The organism is Cellulosimicrobium sp. EB106-03-01-XG111 (assembly GCF_058792115.1).
Window position 1 is genome coordinate 57376 of record NZ_JBYTEQ010000005.1, and the last position, 18634, is coordinate 76009.

Annotated in this window: 16 protein-coding genes and 1 pseudogene; 6 read left to right on the forward strand and 11 right to left on the reverse strand. The window is 74.5% G+C overall.

Annotated features, from left to right (window positions below):
* Window positions 1–157: 157 nt before the first annotated feature.
* A complete protein-coding gene (locus tag AC3WT4_RS05900) occupies window positions 158–1255 on the reverse strand; it encodes a DUF2330 domain-containing protein (RefSeq protein WP_108047976.1) in 1098 nt (365 codons plus the stop codon).
* Between the two features lie 85 nt (window positions 1256–1340).
* Window positions 1341–1823 (reverse strand): hypothetical protein, encoded by a 483-nt coding sequence (locus tag AC3WT4_RS05905; RefSeq protein ID WP_074804843.1) that lies wholly within the window; start codon window positions 1821–1823, stop codon window positions 1341–1343.
* A 248-nt stretch (window positions 1824–2071) separates the two neighbouring features.
* Between AC3WT4_RS05905 and AC3WT4_RS05910 the strand changes: the two genes are divergently transcribed.
* From AC3WT4_RS05910 to AC3WT4_RS05920, 3 genes are all read left to right on the forward strand, one after another.
* Window positions 2072–2410, forward strand: a complete 339-nt coding sequence (locus tag AC3WT4_RS05910; RefSeq protein WP_034654885.1) for a metal-sensitive transcriptional regulator — start codon at window positions 2072–2074, stop codon at window positions 2408–2410.
* A 23-nt stretch (window positions 2411–2433) separates the two neighbouring features.
* Window positions 2434–2808 carry a heavy-metal-associated domain-containing protein gene (locus AC3WT4_RS05915; RefSeq protein ID WP_081895986.1) on the forward strand — a complete coding sequence of 125 codons (375 nt, stop codon included), beginning with the start codon at window positions 2434–2436 and terminating at the stop codon, window positions 2806–2808.
* Window positions 2809–3022: 214 nt separating this feature from the next.
* A complete protein-coding gene (locus AC3WT4_RS05920; RefSeq protein WP_492314969.1) occupies window positions 3023–5668 on the forward strand; it encodes a heavy metal translocating P-type ATPase in 2646 nt (881 codons plus the stop codon).
* Between the two features lie 90 nt (window positions 5669–5758).
* Here AC3WT4_RS05920 and AC3WT4_RS05925 read toward each other — a convergent pair whose 3' ends face one another.
* The 4 genes from AC3WT4_RS05925 to AC3WT4_RS05940 are packed head-to-tail and all read right to left on the reverse strand — an operon-like array spanning window position 5759 to window position 8640.
* A complete protein-coding gene (locus AC3WT4_RS05925; protein ID WP_391513639.1) occupies window positions 5759–6550 on the reverse strand; it encodes an ABC transporter permease in 792 nt (263 codons plus the stop codon).
* Window positions 6547–7575 (reverse strand): ABC transporter ATP-binding protein, encoded by a 1029-nt coding sequence (locus AC3WT4_RS05930; protein ID WP_492314970.1) that lies wholly within the window; start codon window positions 7573–7575, stop codon window positions 6547–6549. Before AC3WT4_RS05930 ends, AC3WT4_RS05925 begins: the two co-directional genes overlap by 4 nt.
* A complete protein-coding gene (locus tag AC3WT4_RS05935) occupies window positions 7572–7877 on the reverse strand; it encodes a transcriptional regulator (RefSeq protein WP_400111459.1) in 306 nt (101 codons plus the stop codon). Before AC3WT4_RS05935 ends, AC3WT4_RS05930 begins: the two co-directional genes overlap by 4 nt.
* On the reverse strand, window positions 7870–8640 hold the full coding sequence (locus tag AC3WT4_RS05940; RefSeq protein ID WP_492314971.1) for a hypothetical protein: 771 nt from the start codon (window positions 8638–8640) through the stop codon (window positions 7870–7872). Before AC3WT4_RS05940 ends, AC3WT4_RS05935 begins: the two co-directional genes overlap by 8 nt.
* Before the next feature lie 189 nt (window positions 8641–8829).
* Here AC3WT4_RS05940 and AC3WT4_RS05945 point away from each other — a divergent pair, with 189 nt between their 5' ends.
* The 3 genes from AC3WT4_RS05945 (at window position 8830) to AC3WT4_RS05955 (ending at window position 11197) form a co-directional block, all read left to right on the forward strand.
* Window positions 8830–9798, forward strand: a complete 969-nt coding sequence (locus AC3WT4_RS05945; RefSeq protein WP_074804826.1) for an SPFH domain-containing protein — start codon at window positions 8830–8832, stop codon at window positions 9796–9798.
* A complete protein-coding gene (locus AC3WT4_RS05950; protein ID WP_492314972.1) occupies window positions 9795–10154 on the forward strand; it encodes a type II toxin-antitoxin system antitoxin in 360 nt (119 codons plus the stop codon). Before AC3WT4_RS05945 ends, AC3WT4_RS05950 begins: the two co-directional genes overlap by 4 nt.
* Window positions 10155–10336: 182 nt before the next feature.
* Window positions 10337–11197 (forward strand): CPBP family intramembrane glutamic endopeptidase, encoded by an 861-nt coding sequence (locus tag AC3WT4_RS05955; protein ID WP_370670905.1) that lies wholly within the window; start codon window positions 10337–10339, stop codon window positions 11195–11197.
* 150 nt (window positions 11198–11347) lie between these two features.
* Here the strand turns inward: AC3WT4_RS05955 and AC3WT4_RS05960 are convergent, their stop codons facing one another.
* From AC3WT4_RS05960 to AC3WT4_RS05980, 5 genes and pseudogenes are all read right to left on the reverse strand, one after another.
* On the reverse strand, window positions 11348–13078 hold the full coding sequence (locus tag AC3WT4_RS05960) for a dipeptide ABC transporter ATP-binding protein (RefSeq protein WP_492314973.1): 1731 nt from the start codon (window positions 13076–13078) through the stop codon (window positions 11348–11350).
* Window positions 13079–13367: 289 nt separating this feature from the next.
* Window positions 13368–14367, reverse strand: a pseudogene (locus AC3WT4_RS05965) (ABC transporter permease); the annotation flags it as partial.
* A gap of 1 nt (window position 14368) precedes the next feature.
* Window positions 14369–15490, reverse strand: coding sequence for an ABC transporter permease (locus AC3WT4_RS05970; RefSeq protein WP_083384927.1), 1122 nt, complete (start codon window positions 15488–15490; stop codon window positions 14369–14371).
* Window positions 15491–15605: 115 nt separating this feature from the next.
* Window positions 15606–17252, reverse strand: coding sequence for an ABC transporter substrate-binding protein (locus AC3WT4_RS05975; protein ID WP_492314974.1), 1647 nt, complete (start codon window positions 17250–17252; stop codon window positions 15606–15608).
* A gap of 342 nt (window positions 17253–17594) precedes the next feature.
* The gene (locus AC3WT4_RS05980; protein ID WP_492314975.1) at window positions 17595–18533 is read right to left on the reverse strand and encodes an HdeD family acid-resistance protein; all 939 of its coding nucleotides are present in this window, start codon (window positions 18531–18533) and stop codon (window positions 17595–17597) included.
* Window positions 18534–18634: the final 101 nt, after the last annotated feature.

Sequence of the window (18634 nt, forward strand, 5' to 3'; positions counted from 1 at the left end):
GTCACTCCCCTGCCGAGGTGACGGGCCGGCTCCCGACGGCCTGGGCCCGGGCGCCTCCCGCTTCGCCTCCATGGAACACCCGGCGGTGCCGCGTGTCGCGGCGAACCGCGCGTCTCGCCCGTACGGGGTGACCCGGGCGCGGGCCGGGTCGCGCCGCTCAGGCGCGGGCGGGGTGCGGTGCGAGGGCCGGCGAGGGCGAGCGACGTCGTCGGCCTCTCCAGACGACGAGCGCCGCGAGCGCGAGCACGCCGGCGAACGCGAGGACGGGCCCGGCGAAGAACGGGCCGATCCGCTTCTCGGCGACCACGGCGTACGTCGGGGTGTGGGCGACGTCCGCGGCGGCGGGCGCGAAGGAGAAGTCGGAGACGATCTGGGTCGCCGGCTCGGTGAACACCTGCTCGTGGGCCGTGACGAAGCCGCCTCCCGCGAGGAGCGCGGCGAGCTCCTGCGACGTCACGTCCGCCGGGTCGAGGCGCCCGGCGAACCGCACGGTCGGCGCCTGCGCCTCGGCGGTCGGGTCGACGCGGTCGACGCGGTGGTCGGCCAGGACGTACGTGCGCGTGCTCTGGGGGTCCTCGGCGACGGCGGACATGCGCATGGGGTAGACGAGCGAGCCGCTCGGGAACGTGACCCGGAGCGGCTGGAGCGTGCCGTCGAACGCGGCCGCTTCCTCGGGCGCGAGCCGGGCGGCGACGAACGACCAGCCCTCCCCGACGTAGGGGGCCAGCGCCGTCCAGATCGTCTCGGGGAGCTGGAACCCGCGCTCCGTGAGCCACGCGTCGAGCGCGCCCGTGTCGGTCGCGCCGAGCGTCGTGACGTCGAGCGGCCCGAGCCGGACCTCGTCGAGCACCGTCACGCCCGCACCCGCCGCGGCGTCCGCCCCGCTCCCGAAGCCGAGCTCGGGCCACCACCGCGTGTCGGAGACGACGGCGCGCGGCCGGGTGAGCTCGTCGAGCTCGCGGAACACCTGCGGGTCGGCGAGCGCGACCTCCGCCGGTGCGGGCGTGGGCAGCAGCAGGCCGACCTCGGGCGCGTTCGACAGCGTGGCGAGCTCGACGAGCATCGTCTCGGTGGTCCCGTCCCACTGGAGGACCGCGGTCTCGTGCGAGACCGACGTGTCGTACGCGGGCCCGTCGACGAACCCGCCGCACGCGCACGCGCCCGCGGGCGGCGCCGCGACCAGCCCGGCGCCCGCGAGCGCGACCGACATCACCGTCACGCGCAGCGCGTGTCGTGCTCCGGCTCCCCTGCCCATGCTTCGGAGGGTAGGGGCGGGGTCACCGCACCGCGCGGCGTGCGCCGAATCGTGATGCCGCCGTGACGGCGTCGTGACCCGGCCGTCAGCCGACGGCGGCGCTCACGCCGAGGTGCACGACGACGCCCAGCACGAGGGCCCAGGCCGCGACGGCCACGACGCCCCACGTGAAGACGCGGGCGCGCGGTGCGCCGAACCCGACCATCGCCGCGGCGGTGACGTGGCTCGGCAGGAGCAGCGGCCCGAGGAGGCTGACGCCGGGCACGCCGTAGCGGTCGAAGACCTGCCGCATCCGCTGGCGCTTGGGCGAGCTCTCGACGGTGCGTCCGCGCGTGATCCCGGAGCGGGCCGCGCTGATGAGCCAGACGACCGCGGCGAGCGCGATCGCGTTGCCGACGATCGCGACCGGGATCGCGACGAACGGGTTGACGCCGGCCACGACCCCCAGGACCGCGGCACCCTCGGCCTCGACGTACGGGATCGCGCCCGCGAGCAGGACGCCGACCCAGCGCAGGAACGGGGGAAGGCTCTGCGTGAGCTCCTGGAGCCCGGTGACGATGTCGGTCATGGTGCGCCTCTCGTGTGGTGGTGCCTCCAGCCTCGCGGCGTCGGGGCGCCTGCGGCAGTGCGGCCCGTCACCGGTCGGGGTGGAGTCCTCACGCGCCGGGCATGACACGTGTCATGCGCGGGGAGGCGCGGGGGGAGCCTCCCCGCGCATACCTCACCGGGGTATGATGGGGCGTACCCTGACGGGGTATCACCGCCGCACCACCGAGGCGGCGGGCGCGCTACCGCGTCCTGGACGAGGAGGAGAGCATGACCGACACGACCGAGGCGACGGCCGTCGAGCAGGAGCAGGCGGTCCACACCGGTCCGCACGGCTACGCGTCCGACAAGGAGGCGTACCTCAAGCGCATGCGCCGCATCGAGGGCCAGGTGCGCGGCATCGCCCGCATGATCGACGAGGACGTCTACTGCATCGACATCCTCACGCAGGTCTCGGCCGTCACCAAGGCGCTCCAGGCCGTGAGCATCGGCCTCGTCGAGGACCACCTGGGCCACTGCGTCGTGGACGCGGCCCGCCAGTCCGAGACGGAGGGCGCGGCGAAGGTCAAGGAGGCCGCCGACGCCATCGCCCGCCTCGTCCGCAGCTGACCACCCACCACCCGAGGAGCACCATGAGCACCGTCACGACCCTGGGCGTCACCGGCATGACCTGCGGCAACTGCGTCGCCCACGTCACGAAGGACCTCGAGGCCGTCGCCGGCGTCGAGAACGTGAGCGTCGAGCTCCGCGTCGGCAGCACGTCCGAGGTCACGGTCTTCTCCGACGACCCGCTCGACGAGGCCGCGCTGCGCGAGGCCGTCGACGAGGCCGGCTACGCGGTCGAGTCCGTCGAGGTCCAGCAGGACGCCCTCGCCGCCCAGTACGCCGAGCAGGCGGCCGACAAGCAGGAGGCGCACGACTGCGCGTGCGGCTGCGGCACCGAGCCCGCCGCGGACGCCGCACCCGCCACGAAGACGTACGACCTCCAGGTCCCGCCCCGCGCCTGACCGTCCCGGTCCGCACCTCCCCGGTGCCCGACGGCGGGACGCGCCTCGACCGCACGAGGCCGCGACCGTCGTCGGGCACCCCGGGTCCCGGTCGTCACCACGACCCCGACCCCCGCGCGCCCGTCCGCACCGGCACGGCCGCGCCCGCCGCGACGGCCACCACGCCGGACCACCGCGGCGACCTCGCCCCGCACCCCGTCGAGGAGCCCCACCGATGACCGCACAGCCCGCCCCCACGCCGACCGCCGCACCCGGCGGAGCCGCGGAGGCCCGGCCCGTCGCCGAGGTCGACCTCGCGATCGGCGGCATGACGTGCGCGTCGTGCGTCGCGCGTGTCGAGAAGCGACTCAACCGCGTCGAGGGCGTCACGGCGACGGTCAACCTGCCGCTCGAGACCGCGCACGTCGTCCTCGCGGCCGACGTCACCGACGCCGACCTCGTCGACGCCGTCGAGAAGGCCGGCTACACCGCCCGCGTCACGACCCGCCGCGCAACCGCCACCACCGTCGAGAGCACTCCCCCGGCGGACCTGGGCGAGACGACCGCCGAGGCGCCGGCGCGGCCGGAGGAGGCGGAGGCGGGCCCGAGCACCTCCGGCGACCTTGCCACCGAGCCCGCCCGCGCCGTCGGGGCCGACCGCGCCACCAGGGCTGACCGCGCCACCGCCGCACCCGACGACGGCGCCGCCCCGACCGACCGCGGCGTCGTGCTGGCGCAGCGCCTGCGCGTCGCGGCGGTGCTCACCGTGCCGGTCGTCGCGCTGTCGATGGTCCCGGCGCTGCAGTTCACCGGCTGGCAGTGGGTCGTCGCGGCGCTCGCGCTGCCCGTCGTCACCTGGGCCGCGTGGCCGTTCCACACGGCGGCGTTCCGCGCGGCCCGGCACGGCGCGTCGACGATGGACACGCTCGTCTCGCTCGGCGTGGTCGCGGCGACGCTCTGGTCGCTGTGGGCGCTGCTGCTGGGCGGCGCGGGCGAGCTCGGGATGCGCATGGAGCCGACGCTCGTCCCGTCGCGCGGCCACGCGGGCGCCACCCCCGAGCTCTACTTCGAGGTCGCGGCGGTCGTCACGACGTTCCTGCTCGCGGGGCGGTACGCCGAGCACCGCTCGAAGCGGCGCGCGGGCGACGCGCTGCGGTCGCTGCTCGAGCTCGGCGCGAAGGACGCGGAGCGCGTCCTGCTCGCCCCCGACGGCACCCCGCGCACCGGGCCCGACGGCGCGCGCGTCACCGAGCGCGTGCCCGCCGCCGACCTCGCGGTCGGGGACGCGTTCCTCGTGCGCCCGGGCGACAAGATCGCGACGGACGGCGTCGTGCTCGAGGGGTCGAGCGCCGTCGACACGTCGCTGCTCACGGGCGAGCCGGTGCCGGTCGACGTCGGCCCGGGCGACGCCGTGACCGGCGCGACGGTGAACGCGGCGGGTGCGCTCCTGGTGCGGGCGACGCGCGTCGGCGAGGAGACGACGCTCGCGCAGATCGGCCGGCTCGTCAGCCAGGCGCAGACGGGCAAGGCCCCGGTGCAGCGGCTCGCGGACCGCATCTCCGCGGTGTTCGTGCCCGTCGTGCTCGTGCTCGCGGTCGGCACCCTGGCCGCGTGGCTCCTCGCCGGCGCGGGGACGCAGCTCGCGTTCACCGCCGCGGTCGCGGTCCTCATCATCGCGTGCCCGTGCGCGCTGGGGCTCGCGACGCCCACGGCCCTGCTCGTCGGCACGGGCCGGGGCGCGCAGCTCGGCGTGCTCATCAAGGGACCGGAGATCCTCGAGTCGACGCGCCGCGTCGACACGGTCGTGCTCGACAAGACGGGCACGGTCACCCAGGGCGCGATGGCGCTCGAGGCGGTCGTGACGCCGTCGGGCCGCGCACCGCTCGACCGGCTCGTGGCCGACGACCCGGCGGCCGCGGACGCGCGCGACGCCCTGCGGCACGCGGGCGCTGTCGAGGCCCTGAGCGAGCACCCGATCGCGCGCGCGATCACCGCGGCGGCGCGCGACCTGCCCGCGGGCGCCCCGGCGTCGGACGACGGTCCCACGGTCGGGGCCGACGGCGTCGTGGTGGGCTCGCTCCAGGCGTTCGACTTCCGCAGCGCCCCGGGCGGCGGGGTCGAGGCCGTCGTCCGGACCGCGCACTCGGGCCTCTCGCTCGGGGCCGACGGCGCCGCGGGGCTCACCGCGCGCCGGGTGCTCGTCGGGCAGCCGGCGTGGCTCGCGCGCGAGGGCGTGGTGCCCGACGCGGCGCTCGACGACGCGTTCGCGGCGGCCGAGGCGTCGGGGGCGAGCGCCGTCGTCGTCGCGTGGGACGGCCGGGCGCGCGCGGTGCTCGTGCTGCGCGACCCGGTGAAGCCCACGTCGGCCGAGGCGGTGCGCGAGCTCCGGGAGCTCGGTCTGCGGCCCTACCTGCTCACGGGCGACGGAGAGGGCGCGGCCCTCGAGGCGGCGCGCGCCGTCGGCATCGCGGAGGCGGACGTCGTCGCGCGCGTCCTCCCCGACGAGAAGGTCGACGTCGTCGCCCGGCTCCAGCACGAGGGGCGCGTCGTCGCGATGGTCGGGGACGGCGTGAACGACGCCGCCGCGCTCGCGACGGCCGACCTCGGGCTCGCGATGGGGACCGGCACCGACGTCGCGATCGAGGCGAGCGACCTCACGCTCGTCCGCGGGGACCTGCGCAGCGCGGCGACCGCGATCCGGCTGTCGCGCCGGACGCTGCGCGTCATCCAGCAGAACCTCTTCTGGGCCTTCGCGTACAACGTCGCGGCGATCCCGCTCGCGGCGGCCGGCCTGCTCAACCCGATGATCGCGGGCGCGGCGATGGCCGCGAGCTCGGTGCTCGTCGTCGGCAACTCCCTCCGCCTCCGCCGCGCGGCCTGATCCCCGGAACCGACACCCGCCGAGCACGGGGTCGGCGACCGGGATCGCTCGGATCCGGTCGCTGATCCCGTGCTCGGCGGAGGGTGTGGGTCAGCGGAAGCGGCGGCCCTCGTCGCGGCGGTAGGCGCCGACCGCGAGGACGGCGAACAGGACCGTCCAGCCGAGGAGCACGAACCACGCCGCGCCGTACGCCGGCTCGCCCGTGAGGGCCTGGACCAGCAGGTCGCGGCCCGCGCGGGTCGGGGTGACCTTCGAGATCGCGTCGAGCCAGTCGGGGAAGAGGAACGGCGGCAGGAACAGGCCGCCTGCGAACGCGAGCGGGAAGAGGATCACCTGGACCACCGGGAGCGCCGCCTTCGCCGACAGCGAGTAGCCGATCGCCATGCCGAGCAGCACGAACGGCACGGACACGAGCAGCACCGTCCCGACGCCCGCGAGGAGCTGCGTCGCGGTGACGCTCGCGTCGGTGAACAGCCAGCCGATGAGGATGAGCGGGACGAGCCCGAACAGCGAGAAGATCCCGCCGTTGAGCACGCGCGCGGCCATGCGCGGCGCGGGCCCCGCGGGCAGCGTGCGGACGAACGGGTCGAACGGCAGCTGCCGGTCCTCCGCGACGCCGAGCCCGTACGTGAACAGGCTCGCCGAGCAGATCGCGAACAGACCGAGCGACGCGACGGCCATGGTCGCCGCCACGGGGTCCTGCGCCACCGCCTTCTGCGGCACGACGAAGAAGAACATGGCGAGCGCGGGGAACAGCAGGTTGCCGAGCACCGCGACGGGAACGCGCACGGTCTCGAGGAACTGGTACTTGAGGTGCAGCCACGTGAGGCGCAGCGGCCCGGGCAGCGCCGCCGTCCGCGGGGTGGTGGTCGTGGTGGTCATCGGGCCCGTGCCTCCGTCGTCGGGGCCGCGTCGCGCGCGACCATCTGCTCGAACGCCTCCTCGAGGCTCGCGCCCCGGATCTCGAGGTCGTGGAAGTCGACGCCCGAGGTGACGAGCTCGCGCACGAGCGCGTCGGCGTCGGGCGTGTACAGCTCCTGGCGGCCGTCGCCGAGGCGGTCGGCCCGCACGACGCCCGGATGGTCGCGCAGGTCGACGGCCGACCCGACGACGACGCGCCGCAGCGACACGCGCCGCAGGATCGTGTCGAGCGAGTCGTCGGCCTTGACGACGCCCTGGTCGATGACGACGACGCGCTGCGCGAGCGCCTGCACCTCCTCGAGGTAGTGGCTCGTGAGGAGCACCGTCCCGCCGGCCGCGTGGTACGCGCGGATCGCGTCCCACAGCGCCTGCCGCGCGCCGACGTCGAGGCCCGTCGTCGGCTCGTCGAGCAGGACGACGCGCGGGCGGCCCACGAGCGACAGCGCGACGGCGAGGCGGCGCTTCTGCCCGCCCGACATCGCGCCCGTCTGGCGGCCCGCCAGCTCGGTGAGGCCGAACTGCTCGAGCAGCTCCGCCGTCGGGACCGGGTCGGGGTAGTGGCCGCCGACGAAGTCCACGACCTCCCGCACCTTGAGCGTCGCGGGCAGGCCCGTCTCCTGCGGCGTGAGGCCGAGGCCGACGCGGCTGCGCGCGTCGCGCGGGTCGCCCCCGAGCAGCCGCACCGTCCCGGAGTCGGGCCGACGCTGCCCGCTGACCAGGGACAGCAGGGTCGACTTCCCGGCGCCGTTCGGGCCGAGCAGACCGACGAGCTCGCCGCCCCCGACGGTGAGGGACACGTCGTCGAGCGCGACGACCGTGCCGAAGCGGCGCGTCACGCGGTCGACGGCGACCACGGGCGGGGTGCGGTCCGTGCCCGACGGCGCGGGCTCGGCCCGGGCGGTCCGGACCGGGCCGGTGCGCGGGGCGCTCTCGGTGCGCTCGGTGCGCTCGGTGCGCTCGGTGCGCCTGGTGCGCTCGTCGCTCATGGTCGGGCTCCCTTCAGGAGGGCGTTCAGGGCGGTCGTGTAGTCCTCGAAGGCGCCGCGACCGCGGGCGGTGAGGGACAGGTAGGTGGCGGGCGTGCGGCCCTCGTGCGTCTTGGTGACGGTCACGTAGCCGGCGTCCTCGAGCTTGCGCAGGTGCGTGGAGAGGTTGCCCGCGGTCATGTCGAGGAGCTTCTGGAGCTTGGGGAAGGACAGCTCGTCGCCCGGCGGGAGGGTGGCGAGCGTCGCGACCACGCGCAGCCGCGCGGGCGCGTGGATGACGGGATCGAGCCCGACCTCAGGCATCGGCCGCACCTCCCGCCGGCCGGGCGGGCACGGGCCGGGGCGCGCGGCGCCGCCGTCGGACGCGCACGACCTGCTCGATCCCGGCCATGACGAGGAAGCCGCCGCCGCCCGCGAGCGCCATGACGAGGTAGGTGAGCGGCAGCCCGGCGAAGGTCGCGACGGCCGCGGTGAGGAGGATCCACACGCCGAGCACGAACAGCCCGCGGTCACCGAACGCGGCCGCGCCGCCGAGGTAGAGGAGGCCGACGACGACGCACGCGAACGCGTTGCTCGCGAGCGCCATGACCTCCTCGGACGCCCCGGCGCGGGCCAGCCCGCCGAGCACGAGGCCGAAGCACACGAACCCGAGCATCCACGACCACCCGTACATCGCTCCGGTGCGGGCGCTCACGCCGCGCGTCCCGGCGGTGCGCGTGACGCTGTGGACGATCGTGAACGCGACGGCGGCCGCGATGAGGCTGAAGAAGACCCAGAAGGCCCACGGCTCGGGCTGGGCGCCCATGACCTGGCCGGCCCCGCTCGTGACGCGGACCGTCGCGGTCCCGTCGGCGACGCGGACCGCGCTCGTCCAGAGGCACAGGTAGCCGACGAGCCACGCGACGCCCCACGCGAGGAACAGCAGCCGCGGGTCGGGCTCGGTCGCCCGGCGCGCGCGCTCCTGCTGCTCGCGGATGAGGTGGAGCGTCTCGGCGGCGCCGAGGGTCGGCTCGTCCGGGTCGCCGACGGCTCCGTCGTGGACGGCGTCGCCGTGATCGGTCGTCATGGTGGCCTCTCGGTCGTTCGGGTCGTTCGGGTGACTCCGGAAACTACTTTGTGCTGCAAACCTGTTTGTAGGTTCCCACGCGCGGGCCGCGTCGCGCAAGCCTCGCGGGACGCATAGCGGCCTCGCTCGCAAATGTGATATCACTTTGCTATACACGACGCGGCCCCGCCGCAGGAGAGGACGACCACCGTGACCGAGAGCGCAGCACCCCCGCAGGAGTCCGTCGGCGGCGAACCGACCGGCCGCCCCGTCGGCCACGACGGCACGCGCGTCGACGTCACCGAGCGGCCCGCCTGGTCCCTCGGCGCGGGCGGCGCGGCCGCCGTCATCGCGCTGAGCATCGTCCTGCTCCTCGGCGGCACGGGGCTCGTCGTCGCCGCCGCGGCGGACGCCGGCAACCCCGCCGTGCTCATCACGCTCGGCGTCCTGGCGTTCCTCGCGGGCGTGCTCGTCCCGACCGGCGTCGCCGTCATCAACCCCGGCGAGACGGTCGTCGTCCAGTTCTTCGGCCGCTACCTCGGCACCGTCCGCACCACGGGCCTCGTCGCGACCGTGCCGCTCAGCACCCGCCGCCGCGTGTCCGTGCGCGTCCGGAACTTCGAGACGAGCGAGCTCAAGGTCAACGACGCCGACGGCAACCCGATCAACATCGCCGCGATCGTCGTCTGGCAGGTCGCGGACACCGCCAAGGCGTCGTTCGCGGTCGAGGACTACGACGACTTCGTCGTGGTCCAGGCCGAGTCCGCGCTGCGCCACGTCGCGATGTCCCACCCCTACGACGACGCCGAGGCCGGCGAGGAGTCGCTGCGCGGCGCGACGGAGGTCGTCTCGGCCGAGATCGCGGCGGAGGTCGCGGAGCGCGTCGTCGTGGCAGGCGTCGAGGTCATCGAGGCCCGCATCTCCAACCTCGCCTACGCGCCCGAGATCGCGCAGGCGATGCTCCAGCGCCAGCAGGCCGGGGCGATCATCGCGGCGCGCTCGCGCATCGTCGAGGGCGCGGTGTCCATGGTCGAGGACGCCCTGTCCCGCCTCGAGGCCGAGGACATCGTCACGCTCGACGACGAGCGCCGCGCGACCATGGTCTCCAACCTCCTCGTGGTGCTCTGCGGCGACAGCCGCGTGACGCCCGTCGTCAACACGGGGTCCCTGTACCAGTGACGCCCGTCGGGCCCACGCCGCCCGAGAAGCGCGACGCGCCCGACGACGGCGACCAGCCGTCGTCGGGCCGCGGCGTGCCCTCGGGCGGGCAGCAGGCCACGCCGGAGGGCGACGCGTCCTCGTCGGGCGAGCAGGCGTCGTCGGGCACAGGCCGAGCGCAGCGGCCGCAGCGCAAGTCGGTCCTCCTGCGCCTCGACCCCGCCGTGCACGACGCCCTCGCCCGCTGGGCCGCCGACGACCTGCGCAGCGTCAACGCGCAGATCGAGATGCTCCTGCGCCGCGCGCTCGACGACGCCGGCCGCCTCCCCCGCGACGTCCGCCCGCCCCGCCGCCCGGGCCGCCCACCCCGCCCCTGACCCACTGCCCCTCCCCTCTCCACCCCACCCGCCGAACACGGGGTACGCGACCACATTGACGACGATCCGGTCGCGGATCGCGTGCTCGCAGGGCGCTGTGCCCGTGGTGGGCGGACAGGATTCATTCAGGGGGCGTCGAGGTGGCTTCTGGGGAGCGGTGCTATAACCGGACCGTGCCCGACCTGACCGCTCCCGGCTCCCCCGCCGCGCCCGTGCCCGGCCCGACGGCCGCCGTCGTCCCCGGCACCGCCGACGGCGCTCCCGCGCGCCCGGACCGTGCCACGCGCCGTCGCATCGGCGCGGAGATCTGGATCGTGCTCGGGCTGAGCCTCGGCAAGTCCGCGGTCTACGCGGTCATCAACATCGTCGCGCGGCTCACCGCCGGGACCCCGCTCGGCGAGCAGTCCGCGAGCCTCAACGTGAGCCGGTCGGCCCGGCCGTACCTCGACCTCACCTACCAGCTCGTCGGGATCTTCTTCGCCGTGCTGCCCGTCGCGCTCGCGCTCTACCTGCTCAGCGCGCGCGGCCGGTCGGCCGTCCGCGCCATCGGGCTCGACGGCGCCCGGCCCCTGCGCGACGTCGGCTGGGGGTTCGCCCTCGCCGCAGCCATCGGCATCCCCGGCCTCGGGTTCTACGCGCTCGGCCGCGTCCTCGGCATCACGGTCGAGGTGCAGGCGTCGGCGCTCAACGCCGCGTGGTGGACGGTGCCCGTGCTCATCCTCGCCGCGCTGCAGAACGGCCTGCTCGAGGAGGTCATCGCGGTCGGGTACCTGTTCGAGCGCACGCGCGACCTCGGCTGGGGGCGCGTGAAGTTCGTCGTGTGGAGCTCGCTCCTGCGCGGGTCGTACCACCTGTACCAGGGCTTCGGGCCGTTCCTCGGGAACGTCGTCATGGGCGTCGTGTTCTCGTGGTTCTACACGTCCCGCTGGGGACGGCACCGCGTCATGCCGCTCGTGATCGCGCACACCCTGCTCGACGTCGTCGCGTTCGTCGGGTACGCGCTCCTCCCCCTGGAGTGGAAGCAGTCCCTGGGCCTCGCCTGACGTCCGCCGAGGGAGAGCCGCGGTCGTCCGGAGCAGAGCACCGGCCTGCCCCGCACCACCACGGCTCTCCCTCACGGGACCACGGCTCTCCCTCGGCGGGCCAGGGCTCTCCCTCAGGGGACAAGGACTCTGTCTCGGCGGGCCGGAGGGTCAGGCCCCGCGGAGGGCGCGGAGCTGCTCGCGGCGCTCCGCCTGGAGCACCGGGTCCGGGACGGGCAGGGACGCGAGGAGGCGCTGCGTGTACTCCTCGCGCGGGCTGCCCAGCACCTCGGCGCCCGTGCCCTCCTCGACCAGCCGCCCGCGGTAGAGCACCGCGATGCGGTCGGACAGCAGGTCCACGACGGCGAGGTCGTGGGACACGAACAGGCTCGCGAAGCCGAGCTCGCGCTGGAGCTCGGCGAACAGCTCGAGCACGCGCGCCTGCACGGAGACGTCGAGGGCCGACGTCGGCTCGTCGGCCACGAGCAGCTCCGGGTCGAGCGCGAGCGCCCGGGCGAGCGACGCGCGCTGGCGCTGCCCGCCGGAGAGCTCGTGCGGGAACCGGTCGCCGTACGACCGCGGGAGCTGCACGGCCTCCAGGAGCTCGTCGACGCGCCCGCGCGCCGCCTGGGGCGACTCCGCGCGCCCGTGCACGACGAGCGGCTCCGCGACGCAGTCCGCGATCGTGAGCAGCGGGTTGAAGCTCGTCGCGGGGTCCTGGAAGACGAACCCGATGCGCGGCCGCACGGGACGCAGCTCGCGCTCCTTCACGCCGTTCATCTCGACGCCGAGCACGCGCAGCGACCCGTCCGTCACCCGGGTGAGGCCGGCGACGGCGCGCGCGAACGTCGTCTTGCCGGAGCCGGACTCGCCCACGAGGCCGAGCACCTCGCCGGGCCGGATGGTGAGCGAGACGTCGTCGACCGCGGTGAAGCCGGGACGGCGCAGGCGGCCCGGGTAGGTGAGGGTCAGCCCCTGCGCCGCGACCACGGGCTCCGCGTCCGCCCACCCGGCGTCGCGGGCCGACGCGCGGGCCTCGGCCCGCGCGGTCCCCTCGCCGACGCGCGGCACGGAGTCGAGCAGCGCGCGCGTGTACGCGGCCTGCGGGGCGGCGAACAGCTCGCGCGCGGGCGCCTGCTCGACGACCTTCCCCTGGTACATGACCGCGACCCGGTCCGCGAGGTCCGCGACGACGCCCATGTTGTGCGTGATGAGCACGATGGCGGTGCCGAACTCGTCGCGGCACCGGCGCAGGAGGTCGAGGATCTCGGCCTGGACGGTGACGTCGAGCGCGGTCGTGGGCTCGTCCGCGACGATGAGCCCCGGGTCGAGCACGAGGGCCATGGCGATGACGATGCGCTGCTTCTGCCCGCCGGAGAACTGGTGCGGGTAGTGGTCGACGCGCGTCTCCGGGTCGGGGATGCCGACGCGCCGCAGCACGTCGACCGCGCGCCGGCGCGCCTCCCGGCGCGACACCTTGGTGTGCGCGCGGATGCCCTCGACGATCTGCCAGCCCACCGTGTACACCGGGTTGAGCGCGGCGGACGGCTCCTGGAAGACCATCGCGACGTCGGTCCCGCGGACCTGGCGCAGCCGTTCCCCACCCAGCGTGACGACGTCGTGGTCGGCCGTCCCGGCCTTGTTCGTCAGCACGACGGCGCCGCGCGCCGTCGCGGTCGACGGCAGCAGGCCGAGGATCGTCTTCGCGGTCACCGTCTTGCCGGACCCGGACTCGCCGACGACGGCGAGCACCTCTCCGGGCGCGACCTCCAGGTCGACGCCGTCGACGGCGCGCACGGCCCCGGCGTCGGTCGCGAACGACACCGCGAGGTCGCGGATCGTCACGACGGGGCGTGCGGCGTCGCCGCCGGGGCGGCGGGTCGTCTCGGTCACGGCGCTCATCGCCGGTCCTCCGTCTCGTCGTGGGGTGCGTCCGCCGGGCGGCTCACGGGGCCCGTCGCCGGTCCTGTCGCTGGGCCGGTCGCGGGGCCCGTCGAGGGGGCGTCGTCGTCCGGCGCGTCGCCGAGCCGCCCGCCGAGCCGCCCGTCGATCCCGACGGCGTCGGGGTCGCGCTGCCCCGGGACGGCGGCGAGCTCGTCGGAGCGCGAGCCCGCGCCCTCGATCGCGTCGAGGCCGCCGGGACCGGCGATGAGCGTGCCGCCCGGGACGACCGACGTCTCCGCGACGTCGCCCGACACCTCGGCGGACGCGCGGCGCGAGCGCAGGCGCGGGTCGGCGAGGTCGTTGAGGCTCTCGCCGACGAGCGTGATGCCGAGCACCACGAGCACGATCGCCAGGCCCGGGAAGAGCGCGGTCCACCAGATGCCGCTCGTCACGTCGGACACGGCCTTGTTGAGGTCGTAGCCCCACTCGGCGGCCGCCGTCGGCTCGATGCCGAACCCGAGGAATCCGAGCCCCGCGAGCGTGAGGATCGCCTCGGACGCGTTGAGCGTGACGATGAGCGGCAGCGTGCGGGTCGAGTTCCGCAGGACGTGGCGGACCATGATCCGCCGGTGCGGCGTGCCGAGCACGCGCGCCGAGTCGACGAACGCCTCGCCCTTGATCCGCACGACCTCCGCGCGCGTGACGCGGAAGTACTGCGGCACGAACACCACGGTGATCGAGAGGGCCGCGGCGAGGATGCCGCCCCACATGCTCGACTGGCCGCCGGAGATGACGATCGCCATGAGGATCGCGAGGAGCAGGGACGGGAACGCGTAGATCGCGTCGCAGACCACGACGAGCAGACGGTCGGCCCAGCCGCCGAAGTACCCGGAGACGAGCCCGAGCAGCACCCCGACGACGATCGACGCGAGGATCGCCACGACGATGACGAGGAGCGCCGTCTGGGCTCCCCAGATGACGCGCGACAGGACGTCGTAGCCGCCGACGGTCGTGCCGAGCAGGTGCTCGGCCGACGGCGGCTGCTGCGCGCCGAACGGCCCGTCCGCGGTGCGGAGCTGGCTGTACCCGTAGGGGGCGAGCACGGGCGCGAGGGCGGCGGTGAGCAGGAAGAGGCCCGTGATGACGAGGCCCGTGACGAGCATGCCGCGCTGCAGCCCGACGCTCTGCCGGAGCTGGTGCACGACGGGCAGGCGCTTCCACCACGCGACGCGCCCGCGCTCGGGGACGACGGCGGGGACGGGGCCCCCGGCGCCCGGACCGGCCGGGACGACGGTCTCCGCGACCATGTCAGTACCTCACCCTCGGGTCGATGAGCGCCGCGATGATGTCGACGAGGAAGTTCGTGACCGCGACGATCACGGCCATGAGCACGACGATCCCCTGCACGGCGACGAAGTCGCGCGCCTGGAGGTACTCGGCGAGCTGGAAGCCGAGCCCCTTCCACTCGAACGTCGTCTCGGTGAGCACGGCGCCCGCGAGGAGCATCGCGACCTGGAGCCCGATGACGGTGATGATGGGGATGAGCGCGGGGCGCCACGCGTGCGCGCGCACGAGCCGGGACTCGCGCACGCCGCGCGACCGCGCCGCGACGACGTAGTCGGTCGAGAGCGTCCCGATGACGTTGGTGCGCACGAGCCGCAGGAACACGCCCGCGGTGAGGAGCCCGAGCGCGAGCGCCGGGAGGACGGCGTGCTGGAGGACGTCGCCGACGATCGCGGGGTCGCCCGTCCGGATCGCGTCGACGAGGTAGAACCCCGACGGGTCGTCGAGGAACTGCAGCTCGATCTCCGCGTCGGTGGACGCGCGCCCGGACACGGGCAGCCAGCCGAGCCACACCGAGAAGACGAGCTTGAGCATGAGGCCGGCGAAGAAGACGGGGGTCGCGTAAGCGAGGATCGCGGAGACGCGCAGGATCGCGTCGGGCACGCGGTCGCGCAGGTAGCCCGCGAGCATGCCCAGCGGGATCCCGACGACGAACGCGACGAGCAGGGCGTAGGCCGCGAGCTCGAGCGTCGCGGTGCCGTACGTCGCGAGCACCTCCGTGACGGGGCGGTTGTCGCTGATCGTCGTGCCGAAGTCCCCGCGCACGATGCCGCCGAGGTACTCGAGGTACTGCACGACGACCGGGCGGTCGTACCCGGCCTCGTGGATGCGCTCGGCGAGCTGGTCCGGCGTGAGCCGGCCGCCGAGCGCCGCGGTGATCGGGTCGCCCGTGGCCCGCATGACCACGAAGACCGTGGTCACGAGGATGAAGACCGTCGGGATGATGAGCAGCGCGCGGACCAGGATGTAGCTCCCGAGCCCGCCGCCGCGACGGCGGGTCGTGCGCGGGGTGCGCACCCGCCCCGTGCCGCCGGGGTCGCGGGGCGCGTCCTCGCCGACGGGCACGTCGGTGGTGGTGGTCGTCATGTCGTCTCTTCCTCAGGTGCCCGGGGCGTCGGCGTGGTCGCCGGTCCGGACGTGCGGTGCCCGGCCCTCCCCGCGGGTCGCGCGGGGAGGGCCGGGCGGCTGGGGCGGCTGCCGGTCAGCCCTTGGACAGCGCCGCGTAGCGGAACTTGAAGGACGGGTCCAGCGTGTCCTCGGCCCCCTCCACGTCCGTCCCGACGACCGCGACCTGCGCACCCTGGAGGTACGGGAGGGTCGACAGGTCCGCCGCGACCTTGCTCTGGATCTCCTCGATGAGCGCGGTGCGCTCGTCGGCGTCGGGCGTCGCCGCCTGCTGGAGGATGAGGTCGTTGACCTCCTGGTTGGCGTAGTGGTTCACCAGGAAGTTCTCCGTGAGGAAGAACGGCGTGAGGTAGTTGTCCGCGTCGGAGTAGTCCGGGAACCAGCCGAGCTGGTACGCCGGGTAGACGTCGGACGTGCGCTCCTTGGCGTACGTGACCCACTCGGTGGTCTGCAGGTTGACCGTGAAGAGGCCGTCCTTCTCGAGCTGGTCCTTGATGAGCGCGTACTCGTCCGCCGACGACGGGCCGTAGTGGTCGTTCGAGTACTGCAGGTTGAGCGTCACGGGCGTCTCGACGCCCGCGTCGGCCAGGAGCTGCTGCGCCTTCGCGGCGTCGGGCTTGCCCGCGCCGTCGCCGTACATCTCCTTGAGCGGCTCGGCGGCGCCGGTCAGGCCCGCGGGGACGTAGGAGTACAGCGGGGTGTAGGTGCCCTTGTAGACCTGGTCCGAGAGCTCGTCGCGGTCGATGAGCGACGCGGCGGCCTGGCGCACGGCGAGCGCCTTGGCGGGGTCGGCCTCCGGCGTCTTGGCGCCGAACGGCTGGGTGTCGAAGTTGAACGTGATGTAGCGGATCTCGCCGCCGGGGCCGTCGACGACCTTGACGTCGTCGTTCCCGCGCAGGTCCTCGATGTCCGTCGCGGACAGGCTGCGCCACGCGACGTCGATCTTGCCCTGCTGGATCTCGAGCTTCATGTTCGACGCCTCGGCGAAGTACTTCACCGCGACCTTGTCGGTCTTCGCCGGGCCGAGCAGGCCCTCGTAGCCGTCGTACGCCTCGTAGGAGACGAGCTCGTTGAACTTGTAGCCCGTGATCGTGTACTGGCCCGCGAACGCGTTGCCGTCGACGATGTCCTGGTCCGAGGTGAGCGCGTCGGCCGCGAAGACGTCCTCGTCGACGATCGGGCCCGCCGGGCTGGACAGGATCTGCGGGAAGAGCTGGTCGTTCTCGCTCTTGAGGTGGAAGACGACGGTCGTGTCGTCGGGCGCCTCGACGCTGTCGAGGTTGTAGAGCAGCGACGCCGGGCCGTTCTCGTCGTTGATCGCGACCTGGCGGTCGAACGAGAACTTCACGTCGGACGACGTGAGGTCGTTGCCGTTGGCCCACTTGAGACCGGGCTTGAGCGTGACGGTGTACTCGGTCGGCGAGGTGAACTCGGCCGACTCCGCGATGTCGGGCTCGACGTCGGGGCTGCCGTACGGGGTGTTCATGAGGAACGGGAAGACCTGGTTCATCACGGCGAACGAGCCGTTGTCGTACGATCCGGCCGGGTCGAGCACCGTGACCTTGTCGGTGGTGCCGATGACGAGCGAGCCGCTCGCCGAGCCGCCGCCGTCCCCGTCGCCCTCGCCGTCGCTCGAGCCCCCGCCGCACGCGGTCAGGGTCAGCGTCACCGCCGTGATGCCGGCGGCCGCGGCGAGGAGCCGCTTCCTGGACACCGCTGTCATGTGTCTACCTCTTTCTCGGGTTTCTCGGGGTGCGAGACACCGGTGGCGCGACCTTGCACGCACCAGGACCCCGACCTGTCGGCGGAGTGCCGTGATTTCTAGCACAGTGCTGTGTCGTGCAGGTGTCAGGATCGACAGAAACCCGGACAGAACGCCAGCGTTGTTACCCGGTCGTAACCCTGAGCCCCGGGCAACGGTCGTGACGTGAGACACACTCACGGCGCCCGCGCGGCGGGTGTAAGGTCCGCCCCTCTTCGGGACGCCCGACCCTGGCGGACGGCGCGCCCGGCGGTCGCCGGTCGAGCGGCCGACGACTCCCGGCCGACGGCACCGACACGTCCCTCAGGCGCGCTCGCGACCCTCCGGCCCGGCCGCGCCGGGACCACCCGACGTCGGGCCGCCCGACGCGTCGGCGCCGAGCTCGTCCGCGACGGGACCGGGCGCCGTCGGGCCGTCGGAGGCGGGCTCGACCGGAGGGAGGCCGCTCGTCGCGGACGGGTCGGCGGCGGGAGCCGCCGGGTCGGTGGTCGGGGGCCCGGCGGGCGCGCCGCCCACGGCCGACGGCGGGGCCACGCCCGGGTGCACGGCGGCGGCGCCCAGCACCGACCCGCCCGTCACGACGACGCCGGCCGCGACCGCCTGCGCGCGCAGGTCGGCGAGCTCCCGCGCGACCGCCCGGACCGCGAAGCCGGAGACCACGTGGATCGCCCCGGACACGAACGCGTACAGGGCGAACACCACGGTGACGAGGCGCAGCACGTCGAACGCGTCGAGCGGGCGCGTGACGAGCAGGATCCCGAAGAGCACCGACACGATCCCCACGGCGAGCATCCACGCCCAGCCGAGGTCGCGGTTGCGCGCGAGCGCCGCCGCCCCGGCGATCGTCGTGATGCCGAGGACGAGCACCCAGACGGCGAGGACGTAGTACAGCGCCGTGGCGCCGAGGTCCGGCCACAGCGCCACCACGACGCCGAAGACGACGTTGACCCCGGCCTGCGCGAGCCACCACGCCGACCCGACCTGCTTGCGGTGCACGAACCCCTGGACGGCGACCAGCACGCCGTCGGCCACGAGGAACGCCCCCAGGACGACCCGGAGCGTCCCCAGCTGCTCGAGCGGCTCGATCATGAGGAGGAGGCCCAGGACGACGAGGAGCGTGCCCCGCACGACGGGGAGCCACCACACCCGGCGGAAGGGGTTGCGCTCCTGCCCGCTCTCGTCCGGCGTCGCGGGTGCGGCGCCTCCGGCCTCGTCGCGCTGCGTCGTCGTGCCACGTGCCATGCCGACCTCCCCAGGGGTGCTCGCACCCCCATGCTAGGGAGGCCTTCCTCACACCCGCCCGTCGAACAACCCCCCACGGGCATCGGACAACCGGTCGAACC

Excerpts from the sequence above, each read along its gene's own strand:
- AC3WT4_RS05900 (WP_108047976.1), bottom strand. The coding sequence starts at position 1,255 with ATGGGCAGGGGAGCCGGAGCACGACACGCGCTGCGCGTGACGGTGATG.
- AC3WT4_RS05905 (WP_074804843.1), bottom strand. The coding sequence starts at position 1,823 with ATGACCGACATCGTCACCGGGCTCCAGGAGCTCACGCAGAGCCTTCCC.
- AC3WT4_RS05910 (WP_034654885.1), top strand. The coding sequence starts at position 2,072 with ATGACCGACACGACCGAGGCGACGGCCGTCGAGCAGGAGCAGGCGGTC.
- AC3WT4_RS05915 (WP_081895986.1), top strand. The coding sequence starts at position 2,434 with ATGAGCACCGTCACGACCCTGGGCGTCACCGGCATGACCTGCGGCAAC.
- AC3WT4_RS05920 (WP_492314969.1), top strand. The coding sequence starts at position 3,023 with ATGACCGCACAGCCCGCCCCCACGCCGACCGCCGCACCCGGCGGAGCC.
- AC3WT4_RS05925 (WP_391513639.1), bottom strand. The coding sequence starts at position 6,550 with ATGACCACCACGACCACCACCCCGCGGACGGCGGCGCTGCCCGGGCCG.
- AC3WT4_RS05930 (WP_492314970.1), bottom strand. The coding sequence starts at position 7,575 with ATGAGCGACGAGCGCACCAGGCGCACCGAGCGCACCGAGCGCACCGAG.
- AC3WT4_RS05935 (WP_400111459.1), bottom strand. The coding sequence starts at position 7,877 with ATGCCTGAGGTCGGGCTCGATCCCGTCATCCACGCGCCCGCGCGGCTG.
- AC3WT4_RS05940 (WP_492314971.1), bottom strand. The coding sequence starts at position 8,640 with ATGACGACCGATCACGGCGACGCCGTCCACGACGGAGCCGTCGGCGAC.
- AC3WT4_RS05960 (WP_492314973.1), bottom strand. The coding sequence starts at position 13,078 with ATGAGCGCCGTGACCGAGACGACCCGCCGCCCCGGCGGCGACGCCGCA.
- AC3WT4_RS05970 (WP_083384927.1), bottom strand. The coding sequence starts at position 15,490 with ATGACGACCACCACCACCGACGTGCCCGTCGGCGAGGACGCGCCCCGC.
- AC3WT4_RS05975 (WP_492314974.1), bottom strand. The coding sequence starts at position 17,252 with ATGACAGCGGTGTCCAGGAAGCGGCTCCTCGCCGCGGCCGCCGGCATC.
- AC3WT4_RS05980 (WP_492314975.1), bottom strand. The coding sequence starts at position 18,533 with ATGGCACGTGGCACGACGACGCAGCGCGACGAGGCCGGAGGCGCCGCA.